Source organism: Lentzea sp. NPDC051213 (genome assembly GCF_044455585.1).
Classification (GTDB): Bacteria; Actinomycetota; Actinomycetes; order Mycobacteriales; family Pseudonocardiaceae; genus Lentzea.
Genome location: NZ_JBITEX010000005.1, coordinates 678,967 through 699,761 on the forward strand (window position 1 = coordinate 678,967; position 20,795 = coordinate 699,761).

The window sequence follows — 20,795 nt, forward strand, 5'->3', positions numbered from 1 at the left end:
TTCCGTGTGCGGAATCGTGGGATACGTGGGCCATCGGTCGGCGCTCGACGTCGTGCTGGACGGGCTGAGGCGGCTCGAATACCGGGGTTACGACTCGGCGGGTGTCGCCGTCGTCGCCGGTGAGGGTCTGGCCGTGGAGCGCAAGGCTGGCCGGCTCCAGAACCTGGAGACCAGGCTCGACGAGGTGGGCCGCGACAACTTCGTGGGCACCGTTGGCATGGGACACACGCGGTGGGCGACACACGGTGCGCCGATCGACCGCAACTCCCACCCGCACCGCGACGCGACGAACCGCGTCGCCGTGGTGCACAACGGAATCATCGAGAACTTCCTGGCGTTGCGCGCCGAGCTCGAGGGTCTCGGCGTCGAGATGGCGTCCGACACCGACACCGAGACGGTCGCGCACCTCGTGGCGTTCGCGTACGGCGAGGGCGACACGAAGGGCGACCTGCCTGCCAGCGTGCGCAAGGTCGTGCGCCGCCTGGAAGGCGCGTTCACCCTCGTGTTCACGCACGCCGACGAGCCGGACCAGGTCGTCGCCGCCCGCCGCAACTCCCCGCTGGTCGTGGGTGTCGGCGACGGCGAGCACTTCGTGGCGAGCGACGTCTCCGCGTTCATCGCGCACACCAAGCAGGCCGTCGAACTGGGTCAGGACCAGATGGTCGTGATCACCCGCGATGGCTACGAGGTCACCGACTTCGACGGCGAGCCCGCCGACGCCAAGCCGTTCACGGTCAACTGGGACCTCAGCGCCGCCGAGAAGGGCGGCCACGAGTACTTCATGCTCAAGGAGATCGAGGAGCAGCCGGAGGCGCTGGCGAACACGCTGCGCGGCCACTTCGCGAACGGCCGCATCGTCCTCGACGAGCAGCGCCTCTCCGACCAGGACCTGCGTGACGTCGACAAGGTCTTCGTCGTCGCCTGCGGTTCCGCCTACCACTCCGGCCTGGTCGCGAAGTACGCGATCGAGCACTGGACGCGCCTGCCCGTCGAGGTGGAGCTCGCGTCCGAGTTCCGCTACCGCGACCCGGTGCTGGACCGCGACACGCTCGTCGTCGCCGTGTCGCAGTCCGGCGAGACCGCGGACACGCTGGAGGCCGTGCGCCACGCCCGTGCGCAGAAGGCCCGCGTTCTGGCTGTGTGCAACACCAACGGCGCGCAGATCCCGCGTGAGTCCGACGCCGTGCTCTACACGCACGCCGGTCCGGAGATCGGTGTCGCGTCGACGAAGGCGTTCCTCGCCCAGATCGCCGCGAACTACCTCGTGGGCCTGGCCCTGGCGCAGGCTCGCGGTACCAAGTACCCGGACGAGGTCGCCCGCGAGTTCCACGAGCTCGAGGCCATGCCCGACGCCGTGCAGCGGGTGCTCGGCACCGTCGAGCAGGTCCGCGCGCTCGGTCGTGAGCTGGCGGACTCGAAGGCCGTGCTGTTCCTGGGCCGCCACGTCGGCTACCCGGTGGCCCTGGAAGGCGCGCTCAAGCTCAAGGAGCTCGCCTACATGCACGCCGAGGGCTTCGCGGCCGGCGAGCTCAAGCACGGCCCGATCGCGCTGATCGAGGAGGGCCTGCCGGTCGTCGTCGTCATGCCGTCGCCGAAGGGCCGCGCCGTCCTGCACTCGAAGCTGGTGTCGAACATCAGCGAGATCCAGGCCCGTGGTGCCCGCACGATCGTGATCGCCGAGGAGGGCGACGAGACCGTGCGCCCGTTCGCCGACCACCTGATCGAGATCCCGGCCGTCCCGACCCTGTTGCAGCCGCTCATCTCGACGGTGCCGCTGCAGGTGCTCGCGGCCGAGATCGCGAAGAGCCGCGGCTACGACGTGGACAAGCCTCGCAACCTGGCGAAGTCCGTTACCGTCGAGTGAGTGAGAGGCGTCTGGCACACCGAACGCGTCAAGGCCGCTGAAGAAGAGCTCATGGCGGTGGTCCCGCCGGGCTCGTTGATGCGCAAGGCCGCGTTCGGTGTGGCCACCCACGCCCTCAGGCTTCTGCAGGGACGTCGCCGGGTCACGTTGCTGGCCGGTGCCGGCAACAACGGCGGGGACGCCCTGTGGGCCGGTTATTTCCTGCGCCGCCGCGGGGTCGCGGTGTCCGCGGTCCTGCTGTCGCCCGAGAAGGCGCATGTCGAAGGGCTGCGGGCTTTCCGGCGCGCCGGTGGCCGGATCGTCGACGAGGTCGGCAGCCCCGACCTGGTGATCGACGGGATAGTCGGGCTGTCCGCGCGGGGACCGTTGCGCCCCAACGCCGCCGCGCTCGTCGAGACCGTGCGGGCGCCGATCCTCGCCGTGGATCTGCCCAGCGGCATCGACCCGGACACCGGTGAGATCTCCGGCCCGCACGTTCGCGCGCACACCACCGTCACGTTCGGCTGTCTGAAGCCGGTGCACGCGCTGGCGGACTGCGGTTTCGTGCACCTCGTCGACATCGGGCTGCGGCCTGCCGACCCCGACTTCGTCCTGCTCGACCGATCGGACATCGCCTGGCCGGTGCCGGGACCGAACGACGACAAGTACACCCAGGGCGTCACGGGGGTGGCCGCCGGGAGCACCACTTATCCAGGCGCCGCAGTGCTGTCCACCGGTGCCGCGGTGCTCGCGACGTCCGGGATGGTCCGGTACGCCGGACCGGCCGCCGACGCGATCCGGGCACGCTGGCCGGAGGCCGTCTGCACCGGTTCGATCGGTGACGCGGGACGGGTGCAGGCCTGGGTCGCCGGACCCGGCATGGGCACCGGTCCGTCGTCACGAGAGGTGCTGAGGTTCGTGCTCGACGCCGGGGTGCCGGTCATCGCGGACGCTGATGCCATCACGTTGCTCGCGTCGAACCCGTCGCTGTGGGACGCCCGCGATCCTGACGCTTCGCTGGTCCTCACGCCGCACGACAGGGAGTTCGAGCGGTTGGCCGGACCGGTGGGCGCGGACCGCGTCGCGGCGGCCAGGAAGGCCGCTCAGCGCTTCAACGCCGTGGTGTTGCTGAAGGGGCACCGGACCGTGGTGGCGGCGCCTGATGGACGGGCGCTGGTCAACTCGGCGACGTCGTCCTGGCCTGCGACGGCCGGGTCCGGTGATGTGCTGTCCGGCATCATCGGCGCACTGCTGGCTGCCGGCGTGGACCCGTTCCTGGCGGCCGGATACGCGGCGTACGTGCACGTTCTGGCCGCCGAACTCGGCGCCGGCGGTGCTCCCGTGCCCGCATCTGGGTTGATGAACGCGATCCCGGACGCGATCAGAAGTCTTTGAGCGCTCGCTCACACCTGGTGAGCTGCGAACTCATGGCACGATGAACAGGTTATGGCCCGTTCAGAAGTGGTTGTCGACCTCGCAGCGCTGCGGCACAACGTGGCGCTGCTGGCAGGTCTTGCCCCTGGCGCGGAGACGATGGCCGTCGTCAAGGCGGACGGCTACGGCCACGGCGCGGTCGAGGTGGCGCGAGCAGCCCTGGAAGCCGGTGCGACCTGGCTCGGTTCCTGCTCCACCCAGGAAGCCCTCGCGCTCAGAGCCGCGGGCATCAGGGCACCGATCCTGGCGTGGCTCGACGCACCGGACGAGGACCTCGCCGCCGGTATCGCGGCCGACGTCGACCTGTCCGTGTCGTCGCTCTCCGACCTGCGCAGGGTCGAGGAGGCCGCCGAGGAGGCCGACGCCCGCCCGCGACTCCACCTGAAGATCGACACCGGCCTGAGCCGCAACGGCTGCCAGCCGCACGACTGGCCGGAACTGGTCGAGGCCGCGAAGAAGCACGAGGTGGTGGCCGTCTGGTCGCACCTCGCGTGCGCTGACGAAATCGGGCACCCGTCGGTGGATCTGCAGGCCAAGCGGTTCGACGACGCGTACGACGTGGCGCGGTCGCACGGCCTTGCACCCAAGCGCCACCTCGCCAATTCGGCGGCCCTGCTGACCAGGCCCGACCTGCACTTCGACATCGTGCGGCCCGGCATCGCGATGTACGGGCTGAACCCGGTGCAGACGGACCACGACCTGCGCCCGGTGATGAGCTTCCGGTCGCACGTGGCGCTCACGAAACGTATCCCCGCCGGCGAATCGGTCTCCTACGGGATGACATGGACCGCGGGGGAAGACACGACGCTGGCACTGGTGCCGGCCGGCTATGCGGACGGTGTCCCGAGAGCGCTCTCCGGCCGGATGGAGGTGCTTCTGAACGGGAAGCGCCGCCCGGTGGTCGGGCGTGTCTGCATGGACCAGATCGTCGTGGACTGCGGGAACGACGAGGTCCGCGAGGGTGCGGAAGTTGTCCTGTTCGGCGACGGGCGCCGGGGGGAACCGACGGCGACGGAGTGGGCGGAGCTGACCGGGACGATCGACTACGAGATCGTCTGCGGGATGTACCGGCCGCGGGTGCGGAGGATCTTCACATGAAGCCGGTGTGGAAGGTCGTCGGGTGGGTCGGTGGTGCGCTGGGTGCGGCCGTCGCGGGTGCTGCGGTGGCGCAGACCGCGAAGGTGTCGCACGAGCGCAAGCACGCCACCGACAGCCTCGCGGATGAGCCGTTAGGCCAGCTGCGGCCCGATCGGGAGTCGACCGTGGCCGCGGACGACGGCGTGCCGATCTCCGTCGAGGAGGTCGACCCCGGCGACGGTGGCGAGCCCGACATCACCGTGGTGCTGGTGCACGGGTTCGCGCTCGACCGCCGCTGCTGGCACTTCCAGCGCCGCGACATCGAGGAACTGATCGACCCGCGCGTGCACCAGGTGCTCTACGACCAGCGCGGCCACGGCCGATCCGGGATGTCGACGCCGGAAGGCAGCACGATCGAACAGCTCGCGCACGACCTCGACGCGGTGATTCGCTCGGTCGTGCCGGACGGGCCGCTGGTGCTCGTGGGCCACTCCATGGGCGGTATGACGATCATGGCGCTGGCCGAGCAGCGGCCGGAGCTCTTCGCGGACCGGGTGCGCGGCGTCGCGTTGATCGGCACGGCCGCCGGTGCCGTGGGTGGCGCGGGACTGCCGAAGTCCGTGCTGTCGCGGTACAACCCGGTGACGCTCGGCATCGGCCGCCTCGCCGGCATCCAGCCGGGGCTCGTCGAATGGGTCCGCAAGGGCACCAAAACCCTTACCTGGAGCGGTATCCGCGCGTTGGCGTTCGGCGACCGCAAGGTGGCACCGTCCCTGGTGGACCTGATGGAGAAGATGATCAACGGGACGACGGTGAAGGTGCTCACCGAGTTCCTGGAGACCCTGGGCACGCACGACCGCTACAAGGCGCTCGCCGGGTTGCGGCACTGCGACGTGCTGATCCTGAGCGGTGACGCGGACAAACTCACGCCGTTCTCGCACGCCGAGCGGATGGCCGAGGAGATGCCGCACGCCACCCTCGTGCGGGCCCCCGGTGCCGGGCACATGGTGATGATGGAGCAGGCTGATCTCGTCAACGACCACCTGGTCGCGCTCATCGAACGGTGCGCGGCCGATCGCGGAGAGAGTCGGAAGAAGTGGTGGCGCCGAGCGTGAAGACCGTCGAACTGCCCCTGGTGGAGGACACCGAGGAGTTCGGCCGCAAGCTGGGTGAAGTCGTGCAGGCGGGTGACCTGCTGCTGCTCGCGGGACCGTTGGGCGCCGGCAAGACCGCCCTCGTGCGCGGGCTCGCCCGCGGCCTCGGCGTGCAGGGCAGGGTGTCCTCGCCGACGTTCGTCATCGCGCGCGTCCACGAGCCAGCGGAGGGTGGCCGGGGCGTCTCCCTGGTGCACGTCGACGCGTACCGGCTCGGGGGTCACCTGGACGAGCTAGACGATCTTGATTTGGACACGGATCTCGTCGATGCCGTGGTTGCCGTCGAATGGGGCGAGGGCGTCGCGGAACGCCTGAACGAAGATCATCTGCTCATCCGGCTGGAGCGCGGAATCGACGACGTTCGCACAGCTCAATTGATCCCGCACGGCGAGTGGGGCGTGCGTAACCTGCCTGTGTGACGTTGTCTAACGCATCAGGTGATGTCCATTAAGGACAGAGCGTGACCGGCCGATGACATCCGCATGATCAAGAAGACGCTTCTCGCGACTGCTGTCATTGGTGGCGCCATGCTGGCTGCCGCGGCTCCCGCCTCTGCCGGTGACCACGACCACGGTCGTTCCGGTGGCATCAGCGTTGCCGACAACCTCTGCGCCGCGCCGTGGCAGTGGAACGGCCCGTTCTCGCTGCTGCACGAGGGCCACGCGCCCGGCTACGCCGCGTGCAACGACAACGAGGCCGGCGGCGATGCCGACATCAGCATCGCCAACAACGCCTGTCTGCTGCCGTGGCAGTGGAACGGCCCGCTGGAGATCTTCACGGTCGACCACGCGCCGTCCTACGTCGCCTGCAACGGCAACTCGGCTGGCTGATCGACGGACGTCACGGGGATGGCCGGACGAGCGCGTCGACCATCCCCGTGACTGTCCTCTTAGGCCAGTTCGCGCTTGAGCACCTTGCCCATCTCGTTGCGCGGCAGGGCCTCCAGGTAGCGCACCACTCGTGGCCTCTTGTGCGGTGAGAGCAACTTCGCCACGTGGTCACTGAGTTCTGCTGGTTCCGGCGCTTCGCCCGCTGGAACCACCCAGGCCACGATCCGCTCGCCCAGGTCGTCGTCCGGTTCTCCCGTCACCGCCACCTCGGCCACCGACGGATGCTCCAGCAGGGCGTTCTCGATCTCGCCGGCGCCGATCTTGTAGCCACCGCTCTTGATCAGGTCCGTGGCCCGCCGCCCGACGATGCGGATGTACCCGTCGGGGTCGCGCACGGCCATGTCGCCGGTCCTGAACCACCCGTCCCGCAACGCCGCCTCGGTCGCGTCCGGCCGGTTCAGGTACTCCAGGAACAGGTTCGGCCCGCGCACCTCGATCTCGCCGATGGCGCCGACGCCGACATCACCGCCCTGCTCGTCGACCACCCGCACGTCGACGCCCTCCACGGGCAGCCCGACCGCGCCCGGCCTGCGGTCGCCGTCGAACCGCACGCTGACGTTCATCAGCGTCTCGCTCATCCCGTACCGCTCGACGATGCCCTGCCCGGTCGCCTTGGCGATCCGCTCGTGGTCGCTCGCCGGCAACGCCGCGGAGCCCGAGACCAGCAGACGTGCGGTGCGGAACCGGTCGGCGAGAGCGCTGTCGTTCTCGACCGCCTCGGCGATCCGGTGGTACATGGTCGGAACGCCGAACATCATCGTGGCGCCGGTCGCCAGCTCGTGGCCGATGGCCTCGGGCGAGAACTTCACGTGCCGCACCGAGCCGCCCAGCCGCAGCGCGCCGAGGATGCCGATGCCCAGGCCGTGCACGTGGAACAGCGGCAGCCCGTGCACCAGCACGTCGTCGCCGGTCCACTGCCACGCCTTCGCGAGCGCGTCGATGTTCGAGGTCAGCGAGCGGCGGGGCAGCACCACGCCCTTCGGTGGCCCGGTCGTGCCGGAGGTGTAGATGACCAGCGCGGGCGTCTCGGGGCCGGGCTCGTCGAACGTTCCGGGGTCGCCGAACACGATCGGTTCGTCTCGCAGCACGTGGTCAGGCCGGCTGTCGGAGAGGATGTGCTCGAGTTCGCGCTCGCCGAGCTTGGGGTTCAGCGGGACGATCGCCACGCCCGCGAGCAGCCCGGCGACCACCGCGACGCAGGTCTCCGGCGTCGAGGTCGCCCAGACGGCGACCCGCGTGTGCCCGCGCAGCCGGTCCGCCAGAGTGCCCGCGGCCTGGTGCAGCTCGGCGTAGGTCAGGGACTTCTCACCGAAGCGCAACGCCTCGCGGTCACTCGGTTCAGCGAACATGGATCCAGCGTGGTCTGACTGCCTTGAGGACGCATCGGAAGTGTGGTCTGACACACGTACTACTCTGGACAATCGTGCTAGTGCTCGCCGTCGACACGGCCACCCCCGCAGTCACCGCCGGTGTGGTCGAACTCGCGCCTGACTCCCCGCCGCGCCTGCTCGCGAAGCGGGTGACGCTCAACGCCAAGGCGCACGGCGAGCTGCTCACCCCGCACATCAGCGACGCGCTCGCCGAGGCCGGCCACACGTTCGCCGACCTCGACGCCATCGTCGTAGGCGCAGGTCCGGGGCCCTTCACGGGCCTGAGGGTCGGCCTCGCGACGGCCGCCGCCCTGGGCCAGGCGCTCAACCGCCCGGTCTACCCGGTTGCCACCACCGACGCGATCGCGAAGGACGCGGCCAGCGGCCACCCGTTGCTCGTCGCCACCGATGCCCGGCGCAAAGAGGTCTACTGGGCCGCGTACGACGCCGCTGGTCGCCGCACCGACGGCCCGCACGTCGAACGGCCGCAGGACCTCGCCGAGAAGCTGCCTGGCCTGGGCGTGCGTCACGCCACCGGTGAGGGCGCGGAGATCTACCAGGAGATCCTCGGCCTGGAGCTGCTCGGGGCGAAGCACCCGAGCCCGGAGGGCCTGGTCGCCGCCGCGGCCGCCGAGGTGCTCGCCAAGGCCCGCCCGGCCGCGCTCACCCCGCTCTACCTGCGCCGGCCGGACGCCGTCGAGCCGGTCGGGCGCAAGCGGGTGACCAGGGCATGACCATCGGCACCGTCACGCTCGCGCCTCTGCAGCACGCCGACGTGCCCAAGTGCCACGAGATCGAGCTGGCGTTGTTCCCGAACGACGACCCGTGGAGCGAGAACGCGTTCCACAGCGAGCTCGACCACGGCAACTACTACATGGGCGCGTACAGCGACAACGAGCTCATCGGCTACGGCGGGCTCGCCGCGAGCCAGCACGAGGCGAGCGTCCACACGATCGCCGTGGTGCGGCACTGGCAGGGCAGGGGCGTCGGCAAGATGCTCCTCAGAAACCTGCTGACCCGCGTCGACGAGCTCGGCGTGCCGGTCTACCTCGAGGTCCGCACGGACAACGAGCCCGCGATCGCCATGTACCTGGCGCACGGCTTCGAACACCTCGGCCTGCGCCGCCGCTACTACCAGCCGTCGGGTGCCGACGCGTACACGATGGGAAGGCCTGCTCAAAGTGTCTGATCGCTTGATTTTGGGCATCGAGAGCTCGTGCGACGAGACGGGCTTCGGCATCGTCCGGCTCGGTCCGGACGGCGCGCTCGAACTGCTCGCCGACGAGGTCGCCTCCAGCGTCGAGGAGCACGCCCGCTTCGGCGGTGTCGTGCCGGAGGTCGCCTCGCGCGCCCACCTCGAGGCGCTGGTCCCCACGATGCGCCGCGCGCTGGACGCGTCGGGGGTCGAGCTCTCCCAGATCCACTCCATCGCCGTCACCGCGGGCCCCGGCCTCGCGGGCGCGCTGCTGGTCGGTGTGGCCGCCGCGAAGGCGTACGCCGCCGCGCTCGGCAAGCCGCTGTACGGCGTGAACCACCTGGCCGGCCACGTCGCCGCGGACACGTTGCAGCACGGCCCGTTGCCGCAGCGCTGCCTCGCGCTGCTGGTCTCCGGCGGCCACTCGCAGCTGCTGCTCGTCGAGGGCGGTCTGGCGAACTCGATCACCGAGATCGGGTCCACTGTGGACGACGCGGCCGGTGAGGCGTACGACAAGGTCGCGAGGCTGCTCGACCTGCCCTACCCCGGTGGCCCGCCCATCGACAAGCTCGCCAAGCAGGGCAACGGATGCGCGATCGCGTTCCCGCGCGGCCTCACCGGCCCGCGCGACGCGAAGTACGACTTCTCGTTCTCCGGCTTGAAGACCTCCGTCGCCCGCTGGGTCGAGCGCGCCGAGCGAGCTGGCGAGGAGATCCCGCTCGCGGACGTCGCCGCGTCGTTCCAGGAGGCCGTCGCGGACGTGCTGACCGCCAAGGCGATCCGTGCCGCGAAGGACCTGAAGGTCGACACGCTGGTCATCTCCGGTGGTGTCGCGGCGAACTCGCGGCTGAGCGGCCTGGCGGCCGAGCGCTGTGCCGAGGCGGGCATCGAACTGCGCGTGCCGAGGCCTCGGCTGTGCACCGACAACGGCGCGATGATCGCGGCGCTCGGCGCCCACCTCGTCGCGGCGGGCGCCAAGCCGTCCCCGATGGACCTGTCGACCAAGCCGGGCCTTCCGGTCAGCACGGTCCAGATCCACTAAACGCGGTTGAGCCCGGGGTCCCGGTCCTCGATCACGAAGGAAGCCTTCGTGGTCACCGGAGCTCCGGGCTTCGACACGTAGTCCAGGCCGCGGAAGTCCGCCCGCACTTCACGTGCGGTAAAGCGAGTGCGCACGTACCCGCGGCGGTTGTTGAAGTACTTCACGTGCGGGTTCTCCGCGAGCAACGCCGGCGTCTCGGGACGGGTCTCCGAGCCGTCACCGCCGGACGTGATCGACGTCGACACCAGTTCGGTCGCGACCGTGCGAGAAGTCGGGTCGTTCCAGCGTTCCTTCACCTCGGCCGCCCACGCCGTGTGCACGTCACCGGTTAGAACGACGGTGTTGCGCGTGTGGCAGAACCCGGCGGCCACACGGTCGCGGTTCGCGGCGTAGCCGTCCCACGCGTCCATGTTGTTGGTCTCACCGCCACCGGGCGTGAAGTCCAGCTGCGAGAAGAACACCTGCTGGCCCAAGACATCCCAACGCGCGTGCGAGCGCCGTAGTCCGTCGAGCAGCCACTTCTCCTGCTGCGCCCCGGTGATCGTCCGGGTCGGATTGAGCCGCTCCGGACACGCCTTCAGCCCGTCACCGCACGCCTGGTCGTCGCGGTACTGGCGGGTGTCGAGCATGTGGAAGTTCGCCAGCCCACCCCACTGGATCCGCCGGTAGAGCTGCAGGTCGATGCCGTTGGGCTTGTTCCTGATCGGCATGTTCTCGTGGTAGGCCTGGAACGCCGCCGCCCGCCGGGCCAGGAAGTTCGGCTGCGGGATGTTCGGCTTCTCGTAGACCTCGTCCGCCCAGTTGTTGTCGATCTCGTGGTCGTCCCAGACGACCGACCACGGCGCGACGGCGTGCGCCTCCTGCAGGTCGAGGTCGGTCTTGTACTGCGCGTGCCGCTGCCGGTAGTTGGCCAGCGTCTCGGTCTCCGGTCCCTCGTGGTCACGCGGGTTGCCGCCCGGTGCCACGTACGCGCCCTTGGTGTACTCGTACTGGTAGTCACCGAGGTGCAGCACCAGGTCGGGCTGGTCCTCCGCCAGCCTGCGGTAGGCGGTGAAGTAGCCGTGCTCGAACTGCGAGCACGAGGCGAACGCCGTCGTGAGCCCGCTGCCCAGCGCCCACGGCGCCAAGGCGGTGCGCGTGCGGCCGGTACGAGAGAGATGCCCCTCCGCAGAGAAGCGGTAGAAGTACTCGCGGCCGGGCAGGAGCCCACGCACGTCCACGTGGACGCTGTGGCCTTCTTCAGGCCGTGCGTAGGCCTTGCCGCGCCGGACGACGAGCCGGAACCGCTCGTCCAGTGCGATCTCCCACTTCACCTCGACGACGCGGGACGGCATGCCGCCCATGCCGTCCTCCGCGAGAGGGGTGGGTGCCAGGCGCGTCCACAGGACGACGCCGTCGTAGGTCGGGTCGCCGGATGCGACGCCGAGAGTGAACGGGTCGATGAGCTTTGCCGACCCCGCGCCGACGGTGGTGAGCGCAAGTCCCCCGATGAGGAGTGCGCGTCGCGTCACTCGAGTCATGGTGAGACCCTCACCCACCAGGGTGGCTATCAGGTAAACGCTTGCCTAAAGCCTGTGGAGCCCTGGAACGCGGTCCTCCACCGCGAACGACCCCTTGGTGCGGACGGGCGAGCCAGGCCGGGTCACGTAGTCCAGCCCGCGGAAGTCCGTGCGCAGCTCATCGGGCGTGAATCTGGTCAACGTGTAGCCGCGGCGGTTGTTGAAGTACTTCACGTGCGGGTTCTCGCGCAGCCACAACGGCGTCTCGGCGTACTCCTCGGAGCCGTCGCCACCGGCCGTGATCGACGTCGTCACCAGTTCCGTCGCGAGCGTTTTCGACGACGGGTCGTCCCACCGCTGCTTGACCTCCGCACCCCACGCCGCGTGCACGTCACCGGTCACCACGATCGGATTGCGCACATCCGCGAAGGCCGCCACCACCCGGTCGCGATCGGCGACGTACCCGTCCCACGCGTCCAGGAGGAACTTGTCCACGTCGCCGGGGATGTAGTCGTACTGCGAGAAGAACACCTGCTGCCCCAGCACGTCCCAGCGCGCCGACGACCCGCGGAACCCGTTGAACAGCCAGTCCTCCTGCGCGGCGCCGAGCATCGTCCGTTCGGGAGCGAGCCGTTCCGGGCAGAGCTGCAACCCGTCCCCGCAGGCCTGGTCCGTCCGGTACTGGCGGGTGTCGAGCATGTGGAACGTCGCCAGCGAGCCCCACCTGATCCGCCGGTACAGCCTCGGTGACCTGCGGATCGGCATGTTCTCGTAGTAGGCCTGGATCGCGGCGGCCCGGCGCGCGAGGAAGTTCGGCTGCGGCTTGTCGGGCAGCAGCCCCGCCCAGTTGTTGTCGATCTCGTGGTCGTCCCAGACCACCGACCACGGCGCGACGGCGTGCGCCTCCTGCAGGTCGGGGTCGGTCTTGTACTGGGCCTGCCGCTGCCGGTAGTGCGCGAGCGTCGTGGTGGTCGGCCCGGCGACGCGGCGGACGTTGCCCTGCGGCGCGACGTGGATGCCGCTCTCGTACTCGTAGGTGTAGTCGCCGAGGTGCAGCACCAGGTCGGGCTGGTCCTCGGCCAGCCGGCGATACGCCGTGAAGTAGCCGTGCTCCCACTGCGCACACGACGCGAAGGCCATCGTCAACGGCACGTGCAGCGCGGACTGGATGGGCGCGGTGCGGGTGCGGCCGGTCCGCGACAGGTGACCGAGCGCCTTGAAGCGGTAGAAGTACTCGCGGCCGGGTTCGAGCCCGAAGAGCTCCAGGTGGACGCTGTGGCCCTCCTCCGGTCGAGCCCAGGTCGAGCCGTCCTGGACCACGCGGGTGAAGCGGTCATCGTGGGCGACCTGCCACAACACCTCGATCGAGCGGGCCGGCATGCCGCCCATCCCGTCCTCGGCGAGCGGTTCGCGGGCCAGTCGGGTCCACAACACCACCCCGTCGGGTGCCGGGTCGCCCGAGGCCACACCGAGTGTGAAAGGGTCGGCCGGCCGGGCGGATGCGGCGGCCGAGAAGGCTGTGACTCCCGCCACGCCGGCGAGCAGCAGCGTGCGGCGGGTCAAGGTGGACATGCCCTGAATACGGCTCCCACCCGGTGATCGGTTCGGGGGCCTCGTTGAAGCGTTGGCACTCTCGTGGGTAGAGTGCCAAGTGCACGGCACCAGCACCGCCCCGACCCCCGCGACGGCGGGGTGGCAGGAGCCGTTCCAAACGAAACCTGCCAACGACCCGTGGAGGTCATCCCGGTGAGCGTGAACATCAAGCCGCTCGAGGACAAGATCGTCGTCCAGGCTTCCGAAGCTGAGACGACCACTGCCTCCGGCCTCGTGATCCCGGACACCGCGAAGGAGAAGCCCCAGGAGGGCAAGGTCCTCGCGGTCGGCCCCGGCCGCATCGACGACAAGGGCAACCGCGTCCCGGTCGACGTTGCTGTCGGCGACGTCGTCATCTACTCGAAGTACGGCGGCACCGAGGTCAAGTACAACGGCGAGGAGTACCTCATCCTCTCCGCTCGCGACGTGCTGGCCGTCGTCAACTAAGACGACCGGCTGACATGCCTGACGCCCCGGCGCCCCATCCCGGGGCTACCGGGGCGTTTCGCTACCCAGAGAGGCTTTGAGTTAAATGCCCAAGCAGATCAGCTTCGACGAGGACGCTCGTCGGGCTCTCGAGCGCGGCGTGAACAAGCTCGCGGACACGGTCAAGGTCACCCTTGGGCCGCGCGGGCGCCACGTCGTCCTCGACAAGAAGTTCGGTGGCCCGACGGTCACCAACGACGGTGTGACCATCGCTCGCGAGATCGAGCTGGACGACCCGTTCGAGAACCTCGGCGCGCAGCTCGCCAAGTCGGTCGCCACCAAGACCAACGACGTCGCGGGTGACGGCACCACCACCGCCACCGTGCTGGCGCAGGCGCTGGTCAAGGAAGGCCTGCGCAACATCGCCGCGGGTGCGAACCCGACCGCGCTCGGCCGTGGCATCCAGGCCGCCGCCGACGCCGTCGTGGACGCGCTCAAGGCGAAGGCCACCCCGGTCAAGGGCCGCGACAACATCGCCCAGGTCGGCACCGTCTCGTCCCGTGACGAGTCGATCGGCCAGCTGCTCGGCGAGGCCATCGAGCGGGTCGGCGAGGACGGCGTGATCACCGTCGAGGAGTCCTCGACGCTCGCGACCGAGCTCGTCATCACCGAGGGCGTGCAGTTCGACAAGGGTTACGTGTCGACGCACTTCTCGACCGACCTCGAGGCGCAGGAGGCCGTCTACGAAGACGTCCGCATCCTGCTGCACCGCGAGAAGATCTCGGCGCTGGCCGACGTGCTCCCGATCCTCGAGAAGGTCGCGGAGTCCGGCAAGCCGCTGCTGATCATCGCCGAGGACGTCGAGGGCGAGGCCCTGTCCACGCTGGTGGTCAACGCCGTGCGCAAGACCCTGAAGGTCGTCGCCGTGAAGGCGCCGTTCTTCGGTGACCGCCGCAAGGCGTTCCTGGACGACCTCGCGGTCGTCACCGGCGGCGAGGTGATCTCCGCGGAGATCGGCCTGAAGCTCGCCGAGACCACGCTCGAGCAGCTGGGCTCCGCCCGCCGCGTCGTCGTGACCAAGGACGACACCACGATCGTGGACGGCGGCGGCGCCAAGGCCGACATCGCCGGCCGCGCGGAGCAGCTGCGCCGCGAGATCGAGGCCACGGACTCCGACTGGGACCGCGAGAAGCTCCAGGAGCGCCTCGCGAAGCTCTCCGGCGGCATCGCCGTGATCAAGGTCGGCGCCGCCACCGAGACCGAGCTCAAGGAGCGCAAGCACCGCATCGAGGACGCGGTCGCCGCTACCAAGGCCGCGGTCGAGGAGGGCATCGTGCCCGGCGGTGGTTCCGCGCTCGTCCACGCCGCCAAGGTGCTGGACGGCGGCCTGGGCCTGTCCGGTGACGAGGCCACGGGTGTCGCGCTCGTCGCGAAGGCCCTGTCCTCGCCGCTGTTCTGGATCGCCGCGAACGCCGGCCTCGAGGGCGCCGTCGTGGTGAACAAGGTCCGCGAGGGAGACTGGGGCTTCGGCATCAACGCCGCCAAGCTCGAGTTCGGCGACCTGCTGGAGCAGGGCATCATCGACCCGGTCAAGGTCACGCGTTCCGCTGTCGCGAACGCCGCCTCGATCGCCCGCATGGTGCTCACCACCGAGAGCGCCGTCGTGGAGAAGAAGGTGGTGGAGCCCGCCGCAGCGGGTCACGGCCACGGGCACGGCCACGGCCACTGAGTTCTCGGACTCGAACGAAGACGGGCGGCACCTCCGAGGTGCCGCCCGTTCTTCTTTTCGGCTAGACGATTGCCAGCTGACGCTTGCGTGACTTGATGATGTGGTCGCGCTCCGATTCCGAGAGCCCGCCCCAGATTCCGTACGGTTCCTGCACTGCCAGCGCGTGTTTGCGGCACAACTCCAGCACCGGGCAGGCGAGGCAGACTGCCTTGGCACGGGCCTCCCGGCGGGATCTCGCCGGACCCCGTTCGCCGTCGGGGTGGAAGAAGAACGCGCTGTCCATACCCCGGCACGAACCGCGCATCTGCCAGTCCCACAGATCTGCGTTGGGACCGGGGAGCCTTCGGGTGTCCGCCATCGAGACCGCCTCCGTGACGACTGCTCCATTCGGCTTAACGATGATCCACCGTAGAACCGCTTCAATACTTGTTCAAGAGGCTGAAGACCCTTATCAACTGATGGGTGACGGCACGCGTGTTCGATCACTCACCGCCCGGAGTTGCCGCCACGGTCCGGTGAACGGAACATGGCTCCCGTGATGACACAGCCGGAGCAGAGATCTGCCGGTAGTCACACGAGTGAGCCCCTTCTCTCAGTGGCCGCGGTGGCCAGGCGACTCGGCGTGGCTCCCGCCACCCTTCGCACGTGGGACCGCCGCTACGGCCTCGGTCCGAGCGGCCACACCACCGGCCGGCACCGCAAGTACGGGCCGCGCGACGTGGCTCGCCTCGAACTGATGCAGCGCGCTCTTCTTCGTGGCGCCTCGTCGGCTGAGGCCGCCCGCTTCGCGCTCGACTCAAGATCGACGATGACGCACGGTGAGATTCCGGTTGCACCGTCGGGCGGCGGGCGCGGCCTGAAAATGCCCGGAGCGTCTCGTTTGGCGCGCGGGCTCGGCCGCGCGGCGGTCGCCATGGACTCCATCGCCGTCCAGGGGATGCTCGCCGACTCGCTGGCCTCCGACGGCGTGATCGCCACCTGGAACGAGGTCGTGCGCCCGGTGCTGACCGCCGTCTCCGCCCGGTGGCAGCTGTCCGGTGCCGGCGTCGAGGTGGAGCACCTGTTGAACGAGTGCGTGCTCGCGTCGTTCGTGCGTGCGACACCACTCGTCACCCTTGGGCGCAACCATCGGCCCGTGCTGCTGGCGTGCATGCCGGAGGAGAGGCACAACCTCCCGCTCTATCCGCTGGCGGCCGAGCTCGCGCATCGCGGCGTGATCGTCCGGCAGCTCGGCGCGGCGTTGCCGGTGGACGCGCTGGGCTCGGCGATGCGCCGGACCGCCCCTTCAGCGGTGCTGCTCTGGGCACAGCTGCCCCGCTACGCCGATCCGGGCGTGCTCGCCGGTCTGCCACGCACCCGGCAGCAGGTGCGGTTGTTCGTGGGTGGTCCTGGCTGGCGGCGGGGCGTGGTGACGGCGCCGGCCGAGCGGGTGGACGACCTCGCCGCCGCGGTGGCCGCCGTCGAGGCAGCGGTCACCTGAAAGACTCCTCTGGTGGAAGAGGAGCTGCGCCGGGCCGCGTTCGGTGACTCACCCGGCCGCGAGGTCTGGTCCGCGCTCTCCGCCGCCAGTCCACGCCTGCGCTGGCTCGCCGCCGTCGTCCTCGGCGGTCAGGGCCACTACGCGGCCGCGGCCACCGTGCTCGACCGGCTGCGCCTGGATCCCGACCCCGTGATCGCCTCGCTGGCCCTCTCCACCCGCGCCTCGCACCTCCGCCAGCTCGGCGCCCACCACCTCGCCCGTCCGCTCGACGGCGCGGCGCTGGCGCGCGTTCGGACCACCGGTGGTGGCGATCCGGACGGGATCGACGCGGACGGTGCCCGAACAGACGCATTGCTCGGGCTCGCCGCCGACTCGCTCGGGGCCGGACGGCTCGTCGAAGCCCGCCGTTTGCTCGCACTCGTGGGGACCACGGGCTCCTGGCGGGGTTCGGTCCGGCGGGGCTGGGTATCCGCAGAGGTTGAGCTGGCGTCCGGTCGGGCGCACGCCGCGGTGGCCCCCGCCGAGGAGGCGTACGGCGTAGCGACGAGCAGAAAGGCCCTCCGGCACGAGCTCAAGTCGGCACTCGTTCTCGGTACCTCGTTGGTCGTGTGGGGGACACCCGACGGCCTTACCAGAGGGGTTGAACTAGTCGAGTGTGAGCTAAATCACAGTGCCACGATGGGGCTTCATCCGTTGATCTGGCCGAGCGCTCTCGTCCTGGTGGGTCATGCCACCACGGTGGGCGCAGTCGCCATCGACCGGGCGACGGAGGCTCTGAGCTGCGTGTTACGGAGAGCTGATCCCGTCAGCCGTCAGGTCGCTCTTGATTCCCCGTGGGTGCCGAGTGGGCTGCTCCGTTCCGGGGAACCCCCGAATGCAGACCCTCAGACGAACTTCTTGACGGATTAAGCACCGGATCGTGTCAAGGTTGGCCCACGAGCGTCCGATAGGGGAGATGGAACGTCACTCGGCTGCAGGAAAGGAGTCCCCGTGACCACGGTCCTTATTTGCGACGACCGGCGCAGTGTGCGGGAGGGTCTCACCCGCGTGATGTCGGCTGTCCCCGGGGTTAGCCGCATCGACTGCGTAGCGCACGGTGACGAGTTGTTGGCTCGCTTTTCAAGGCAGCCGGTCGACGTCGTCCTGGTGGGAACCCAGCGCGCCGTCCCGACCGGGGTTGAAGCTACCCGTCGGCTCGTCTCCGCCAACCCGCAGGCAAACGTCATCGTGTTCGGAGCACCTGACGACGCCGGCAGCATCGCCGCCGCGATCGCCGGTGGCGCTCGCGGCTACCTGAGGTGGGACGCGTCGCGTCCAGAGCTTGTGGCAGCCCTCGCGCACACGCTCGCCAGCACCTCGGTGCCGGCACCGCGCCAGCCCTCCGACCCCGGCGTGCAGCTCACGGAGCGCGAGCTCCAGGTGCTGCGCGGCATGAGCCAGGGCAAGAGCAACGGTCAGATCGGCCGCGAGCTCTACTTGTCGGAGGACACGGTGAAGACGCACGCGCGTCGGCTCTTCCGCAAGCTCGGAGTCCGTGACCGCGCTCAGGCGGTCGCGCACGGCTTCCGGCGCGGTCTCGTCCAGTAGTTCACCTGTTAATGCGAGACCTGTGACTTGCCGCACCGGCCCCGCGTCCTCATATGCCGCATGTGGGGACGCGGGGCCGGTGGCGTGAGACGGCTCACCAGTCTGCTGGGTGATTCTTCAGGTCGCGCAAATAGCCCAGCCCGGTGACAATGTCGCCGGGCTGTACGCCGTTCGGCGTGTCGGCTGGTCACAGGGGGTGTCTATACCCCACTGATGAACAGAAGGCGCGAAGACCGGTACGGTGAGTGCAGCTGCAACGAGTCGCCGTGAGTGACTCGTGTTGTTCTATGTCGGTACGCCAACAAGTAACACCAGGGCTGTTGTCTGCGATGACCAACTTGGGGGACGGACTGGACGCCGAAGTGGGCGCGGCCGTCGACGGCGACCGCCAGGCGATCGAACGCCTGCTGGCCTCCATTCGTCCTCTGGTGGTGCGGTACTGCCGTGCCAGAGTTGGAAGGCAGGAGCGAAGCTTCGCTTCGGCGGACGATGTGGCCCAGGAGGTGTGTCTCGCGGTGCTCACGGCATTGCCCAGCTACCGCGATCAGGGTCGGCCCTTCCTCGCGTTCGTATACGGGATCGCGGCGCACAAGGTTGCCGATGCACATCGGTCTGCCGCCAGGAACCGCTCCGAGCCCGTACCCGAAGTTCCCGACGCGCCGGAGACCGAAGCTGGTCCGGAGCAGCGGGCGATGCAGGGCGAACTCTCCGATCGGATGGCTGTACTACTGCGCGTCCTGCCGGAGAAGCAGCGGGAAATACTGCTGTTGAGGGTGGTGGTCGGACTCTCTGCCGAGGAAACTGCCGAGGCGGTCGGTTCGACTCCTGGGGCGGTCCGGGTGGCGCAACATCGTGCGCTGGCTCGGCTCCGCAAATCGCTGGCAGCGGAGGAGGTGGTCTGAGTGGCCGACGAGCACGGGAAGGACGACGAGGAAGTGCGCGGACAGGACGGTAGAACCCCGCACGAACCCGTCGGAGATGATCTTTCGGCTGTGCAGGCCGATGACAGGCTCCTGGACGCCTTGGGGTCCGCGACGCCAGGTGCGGCCGGTTCCCTGGTCGACGACGAGCTGAACGCGTTGCTGCTCTCGTGGCGGCACGAGGTGGAGACGGCGCCGTTCGGCGAGCTCGTCGACACCGAGACCGCGATCGCCACGATCCAGGCTGCCCGCCCGCAGCCGGTCAGCAGGCACCGCTTCCTGATCCCGCTGGCGAGCGCCGCCGCGGTCCTGGCCATCGCCTTCACCGGCGTGAGCCTCGTGGCCCGCGACGCCCAGCCCGGCGACGCCCTCTGGGGCCTGACGCGGGTGCTCTACTCCGAGCACGCCAAGTCGATCGAAGCGGCGGCCATCGTCAAGAACGACCTCGACTCGGCCCGCCTCGCACTGCGCGAGGGCAAGGTCAGCGAGGCCCGCGAGAAGCTGGACAAGGTCGAGGCGAGCCTGGGCTCGGTGTCCACCGCGGACGGCAAGGCCGAGCTCGAGCAGGACCACAAGCAGCTCGAGAACGAGCTCAACACGAACACGTCTTCGACGTCGCCCACGACGCCGCAGCCGACCAAGCCGCAGCCGACCAAGCCCACCGAGACGTCGACGCCGCCCTCGACCCCGTCGAGCGAGCCGCCGACCTCTCAGCCGCCCGCGTCCTCGACCTCGTCGACGCCTCCGCCGCCGACGTCGAACGCCGAACCGCCGGTGGTTCCACCGCCGCCCGCGCCTGAGCCCGGGTCGGAGACGGCCGGGTCGAGCGGGAGCAACGGGCAGTCGCTGGAGCCTGGGAACTGATTTCGTGCCCAGGTGGGACGCCAAGTGAGACGCAGTGTGAACGGCCCCTGATCTTTCGAGGTCAGGGGCCGTTCACATGCTCGGGCGTTCACACGTCAGGTGGAATGTGGACGGCTTGGTTCGACGCGCCCTCGGTGGGCCACGCCTTCTCACCCGTTCCCGTCAGCGGGCGACTCGCCACCGGTGCCCGGCAGCGCGCCTCTGGCCGCTCCCGTCAGCGGGCCGACTCGGTGGCGGTCACACCGTCCGCGTACCCGCGGCAGTACTCCCAGCTGACGTAGGCGCCGGGATCCGGGTCGAAGGCGGGCTCGTGCGGCCGCATCCGGCCGTCGGCCAGCAGCTGTTCGAGTGAGGCTCGCAACAGTGCCCAATCGTGGAAGTGCGGTTCCTGGCACTCGCCGCAGTCGACGACGATGCCGCGCACCCCGCGGTGTTCGAGCAGAGCCTGGTAGACGGCGAGGTCGCTCAGGTCGCTGACCAGCTCTGTCCGTTCGTCGTCGTCCATCGGGGCGTGGTCGTGGTCGGGCTCGCCAAGAGCTCGCGCGGGGTCCTCGGGGTCCCCCGCGAAGGGGTCTGGTGGCAACGCGTCGTGCGGCACGACCCCGCACGGTACCCGCCGTACCCCCGCGGTCGTCCAGATACCATGTGTCGCACCGCCTCCGCCTGCGGAAACCCGCACTCGCAGGAGGAGG

General features: G+C 69.7%; 21 protein-coding genes. 16 read left to right on the forward strand and 5 right to left on the reverse strand.

Annotated elements, in window-relative coordinates:
* Positions 1 to 4 precede the first annotated feature (4 nt).
* From glmS to ACIA8G_RS25875, 6 genes are all read left to right on the forward strand, one after another.
* A complete protein-coding gene (glmS, locus tag ACIA8G_RS25850) occupies positions 5 to 1,864 on the forward strand; it encodes a glutamine--fructose-6-phosphate transaminase (isomerizing) (RefSeq protein ID WP_396421203.1) in 1,860 nt (619 codons plus the stop codon).
* Positions 1,865 to 3,238 (forward strand): NAD(P)H-hydrate dehydratase, encoded by a 1,374-nt coding sequence (locus tag ACIA8G_RS25855; protein WP_396421204.1) that lies wholly within the window; start codon positions 1,865 to 1,867, stop codon positions 3,236 to 3,238. It begins immediately after the preceding gene.
* A 51-nt stretch (positions 3,239 to 3,289) separates the two neighbouring features.
* The gene (gene alr, locus ACIA8G_RS25860; protein ID WP_396421205.1) at positions 3,290 to 4,375 is read left to right on the forward strand and encodes an alanine racemase; all 1,086 of its coding nucleotides are present in this window, start codon (positions 3,290 to 3,292) and stop codon (positions 4,373 to 4,375) included.
* Positions 4,372 to 5,469, forward strand: a complete 1,098-nt coding sequence (locus ACIA8G_RS25865; RefSeq protein ID WP_396421206.1) for an alpha/beta fold hydrolase — start codon at positions 4,372 to 4,374, stop codon at positions 5,467 to 5,469. The genes alr and ACIA8G_RS25865 overlap by 4 nt, the downstream gene beginning before the upstream one ends.
* Complete coding sequence (gene tsaE, locus ACIA8G_RS25870; protein WP_396421207.1) at positions 5,466 to 5,927, forward strand: tRNA (adenosine(37)-N6)-threonylcarbamoyltransferase complex ATPase subunit type 1 TsaE; 462 nt, start codon at positions 5,466 to 5,468, stop codon at positions 5,925 to 5,927. The genes ACIA8G_RS25865 and tsaE overlap by 4 nt, the downstream gene beginning before the upstream one ends.
* A gap of 63 nt (positions 5,928 to 5,990) precedes the next feature.
* Entirely contained in the window at positions 5,991 to 6,338 is a 348-nt protein-coding gene (locus ACIA8G_RS25875) for a hypothetical protein (RefSeq protein ID WP_396421208.1), read from the forward strand.
* A gap of 59 nt (positions 6,339 to 6,397) precedes the next feature.
* Here the strand turns inward: ACIA8G_RS25875 and ACIA8G_RS25880 are convergent, their stop codons facing one another.
* On the reverse strand, positions 6,398 to 7,747 hold the full coding sequence (locus tag ACIA8G_RS25880) for an acyl-CoA synthetase (RefSeq protein ID WP_396421209.1): 1,350 nt from the start codon (positions 7,745 to 7,747) through the stop codon (positions 6,398 to 6,400).
* Between the two features lie 74 nt (positions 7,748 to 7,821).
* On the opposite strand from ACIA8G_RS25880, the gene tsaB reads away from it, so the two are divergent.
* Genes tsaB through tsaD form a run of 3 tightly spaced genes read left to right on the forward strand, consistent with a single transcriptional unit; the run spans position 7,822 to position 10,005 of the window.
* Complete coding sequence (tsaB, locus tag ACIA8G_RS25885; RefSeq protein WP_396421210.1) at positions 7,822 to 8,502, forward strand: tRNA (adenosine(37)-N6)-threonylcarbamoyltransferase complex dimerization subunit type 1 TsaB; 681 nt, start codon at positions 7,822 to 7,824, stop codon at positions 8,500 to 8,502.
* A complete protein-coding gene (gene rimI / locus ACIA8G_RS25890; protein WP_396421211.1) occupies positions 8,499 to 8,957 on the forward strand; it encodes a ribosomal protein S18-alanine N-acetyltransferase in 459 nt (152 codons plus the stop codon). Before tsaB ends, rimI begins: the two co-directional genes overlap by 4 nt.
* Positions 8,950 to 10,005: a tRNA (adenosine(37)-N6)-threonylcarbamoyltransferase complex transferase subunit TsaD gene (gene tsaD, locus ACIA8G_RS25895; protein ID WP_396421212.1), complete on the forward strand. Its 1,056-nt coding sequence runs from the start codon at positions 8,950 to 8,952 to the stop codon at positions 10,003 to 10,005. The genes rimI and tsaD overlap by 8 nt, the downstream gene beginning before the upstream one ends.
* Here the strand turns inward: tsaD and ACIA8G_RS25900 are convergent.
* Positions 10,002 to 11,525 (reverse strand): alkaline phosphatase D family protein, encoded by a 1,524-nt coding sequence (locus tag ACIA8G_RS25900; RefSeq protein ID WP_396421213.1) that lies wholly within the window; start codon positions 11,523 to 11,525, stop codon positions 10,002 to 10,004. The genes tsaD and ACIA8G_RS25900 overlap by 4 nt on opposite strands.
* Positions 11,526 to 11,570: 45 nt before the next feature.
* Entirely contained in the window at positions 11,571 to 13,076 is a 1,506-nt protein-coding gene (locus tag ACIA8G_RS25905) for an alkaline phosphatase D family protein (protein WP_396421214.1), read from the reverse strand.
* 174 nt (positions 13,077 to 13,250) lie between these two features.
* Between ACIA8G_RS25905 and groES the strand changes: the two genes are divergently transcribed.
* A complete protein-coding gene (groES, locus tag ACIA8G_RS25910) occupies positions 13,251 to 13,544 on the forward strand; it encodes a co-chaperone GroES (RefSeq protein ID WP_053737364.1) in 294 nt (97 codons plus the stop codon).
* An 85-nt stretch (positions 13,545 to 13,629) separates the two neighbouring features.
* On the forward strand, positions 13,630 to 15,252 hold the full coding sequence (gene groL / locus ACIA8G_RS25915) for a chaperonin GroEL (protein ID WP_396421215.1): 1,623 nt from the start codon (positions 13,630 to 13,632) through the stop codon (positions 15,250 to 15,252).
* A gap of 61 nt (positions 15,253 to 15,313) precedes the next feature.
* On the opposite strand, the gene ACIA8G_RS25920 is transcribed toward groL, so the two are convergent.
* Positions 15,314 to 15,610: a WhiB family transcriptional regulator gene (locus ACIA8G_RS25920; RefSeq protein WP_396421216.1), complete on the reverse strand. Its 297-nt coding sequence runs from the start codon at positions 15,608 to 15,610 to the stop codon at positions 15,314 to 15,316.
* 237 nt (positions 15,611 to 15,847) lie between these two features.
* Between ACIA8G_RS25920 and ACIA8G_RS25925 the strand changes: the two genes are divergently transcribed.
* From ACIA8G_RS25925 to ACIA8G_RS25945, 5 genes are all read left to right on the forward strand, one after another.
* Positions 15,848 to 16,732 (forward strand): MerR family transcriptional regulator, encoded by an 885-nt coding sequence (locus ACIA8G_RS25925; protein ID WP_396421217.1) that lies wholly within the window; start codon positions 15,848 to 15,850, stop codon positions 16,730 to 16,732.
* A gap of 12 nt (positions 16,733 to 16,744) precedes the next feature.
* The gene (locus ACIA8G_RS25930) at positions 16,745 to 17,641 is read left to right on the forward strand and encodes a hypothetical protein (RefSeq protein ID WP_396421218.1); all 897 of its coding nucleotides are present in this window, start codon (positions 16,745 to 16,747) and stop codon (positions 17,639 to 17,641) included.
* Positions 17,642 to 17,722: 81 nt separating this feature from the next.
* Entirely contained in the window at positions 17,723 to 18,319 is a 597-nt protein-coding gene (locus tag ACIA8G_RS25935) for a response regulator transcription factor (protein ID WP_030471988.1), read from the forward strand.
* A gap of 329 nt (positions 18,320 to 18,648) precedes the next feature.
* Positions 18,649 to 19,221, forward strand: a complete 573-nt coding sequence (locus tag ACIA8G_RS25940) for a sigma-70 family RNA polymerase sigma factor (RefSeq protein ID WP_030471987.1) — start codon at positions 18,649 to 18,651, stop codon at positions 19,219 to 19,221.
* Complete coding sequence (locus ACIA8G_RS25945) at positions 19,222 to 20,103, forward strand: anti-sigma-D factor RsdA (RefSeq protein WP_396421219.1); 882 nt, start codon at positions 19,222 to 19,224, stop codon at positions 20,101 to 20,103.
* A gap of 214 nt (positions 20,104 to 20,317) precedes the next feature.
* On the opposite strand, the gene ACIA8G_RS25950 is transcribed toward ACIA8G_RS25945, so the two are convergent.
* A complete protein-coding gene (locus tag ACIA8G_RS25950) occupies positions 20,318 to 20,701 on the reverse strand; it encodes a DUF5319 domain-containing protein (protein WP_396421220.1) in 384 nt (127 codons plus the stop codon).
* Between the last annotated feature and the right edge of the window lie 94 nt (positions 20,702 to 20,795).

What these genes read in the sequence shown, in the direction of transcription:
- ACIA8G_RS25920 (WP_396421216.1), bottom strand. Translation starts at nt 15,610, where the DNA reads ATGGCGGACACCCGAAGGCTCCCCGGTCCCAACGCAGATCTGTGGGAC.
- ACIA8G_RS25900 (WP_396421213.1), bottom strand. Translation starts at nt 11,525, where the DNA reads ATGACTCGAGTGACGCGACGCGCACTCCTCATCGGGGGACTTGCGCTC.
- groL (WP_396421215.1), top strand. Translation starts at nt 13,630, where the DNA reads ATGCCCAAGCAGATCAGCTTCGACGAGGACGCTCGTCGGGCTCTCGAG.
- rimI (WP_396421211.1), top strand. Translation starts at nt 8,499, where the DNA reads ATGACCATCGGCACCGTCACGCTCGCGCCTCTGCAGCACGCCGACGTG.
- ACIA8G_RS25865 (WP_396421206.1), top strand. Translation starts at nt 4,372, where the DNA reads ATGAAGCCGGTGTGGAAGGTCGTCGGGTGGGTCGGTGGTGCGCTGGGT.
- alr (WP_396421205.1), top strand. Translation starts at nt 3,290, where the DNA reads ATGGCCCGTTCAGAAGTGGTTGTCGACCTCGCAGCGCTGCGGCACAAC.
- ACIA8G_RS25875 (WP_396421208.1), top strand. Translation starts at nt 5,991, where the DNA reads ATGATCAAGAAGACGCTTCTCGCGACTGCTGTCATTGGTGGCGCCATG.
- ACIA8G_RS25940 (WP_030471987.1), top strand. Translation starts at nt 18,649, where the DNA reads ATGACCAACTTGGGGGACGGACTGGACGCCGAAGTGGGCGCGGCCGTC.
- ACIA8G_RS25880 (WP_396421209.1), bottom strand. Translation starts at nt 7,747, where the DNA reads ATGTTCGCTGAACCGAGTGACCGCGAGGCGTTGCGCTTCGGTGAGAAG.
- ACIA8G_RS25905 (WP_396421214.1), bottom strand. Translation starts at nt 13,076, where the DNA reads ATGTCCACCTTGACCCGCCGCACGCTGCTGCTCGCCGGCGTGGCGGGA.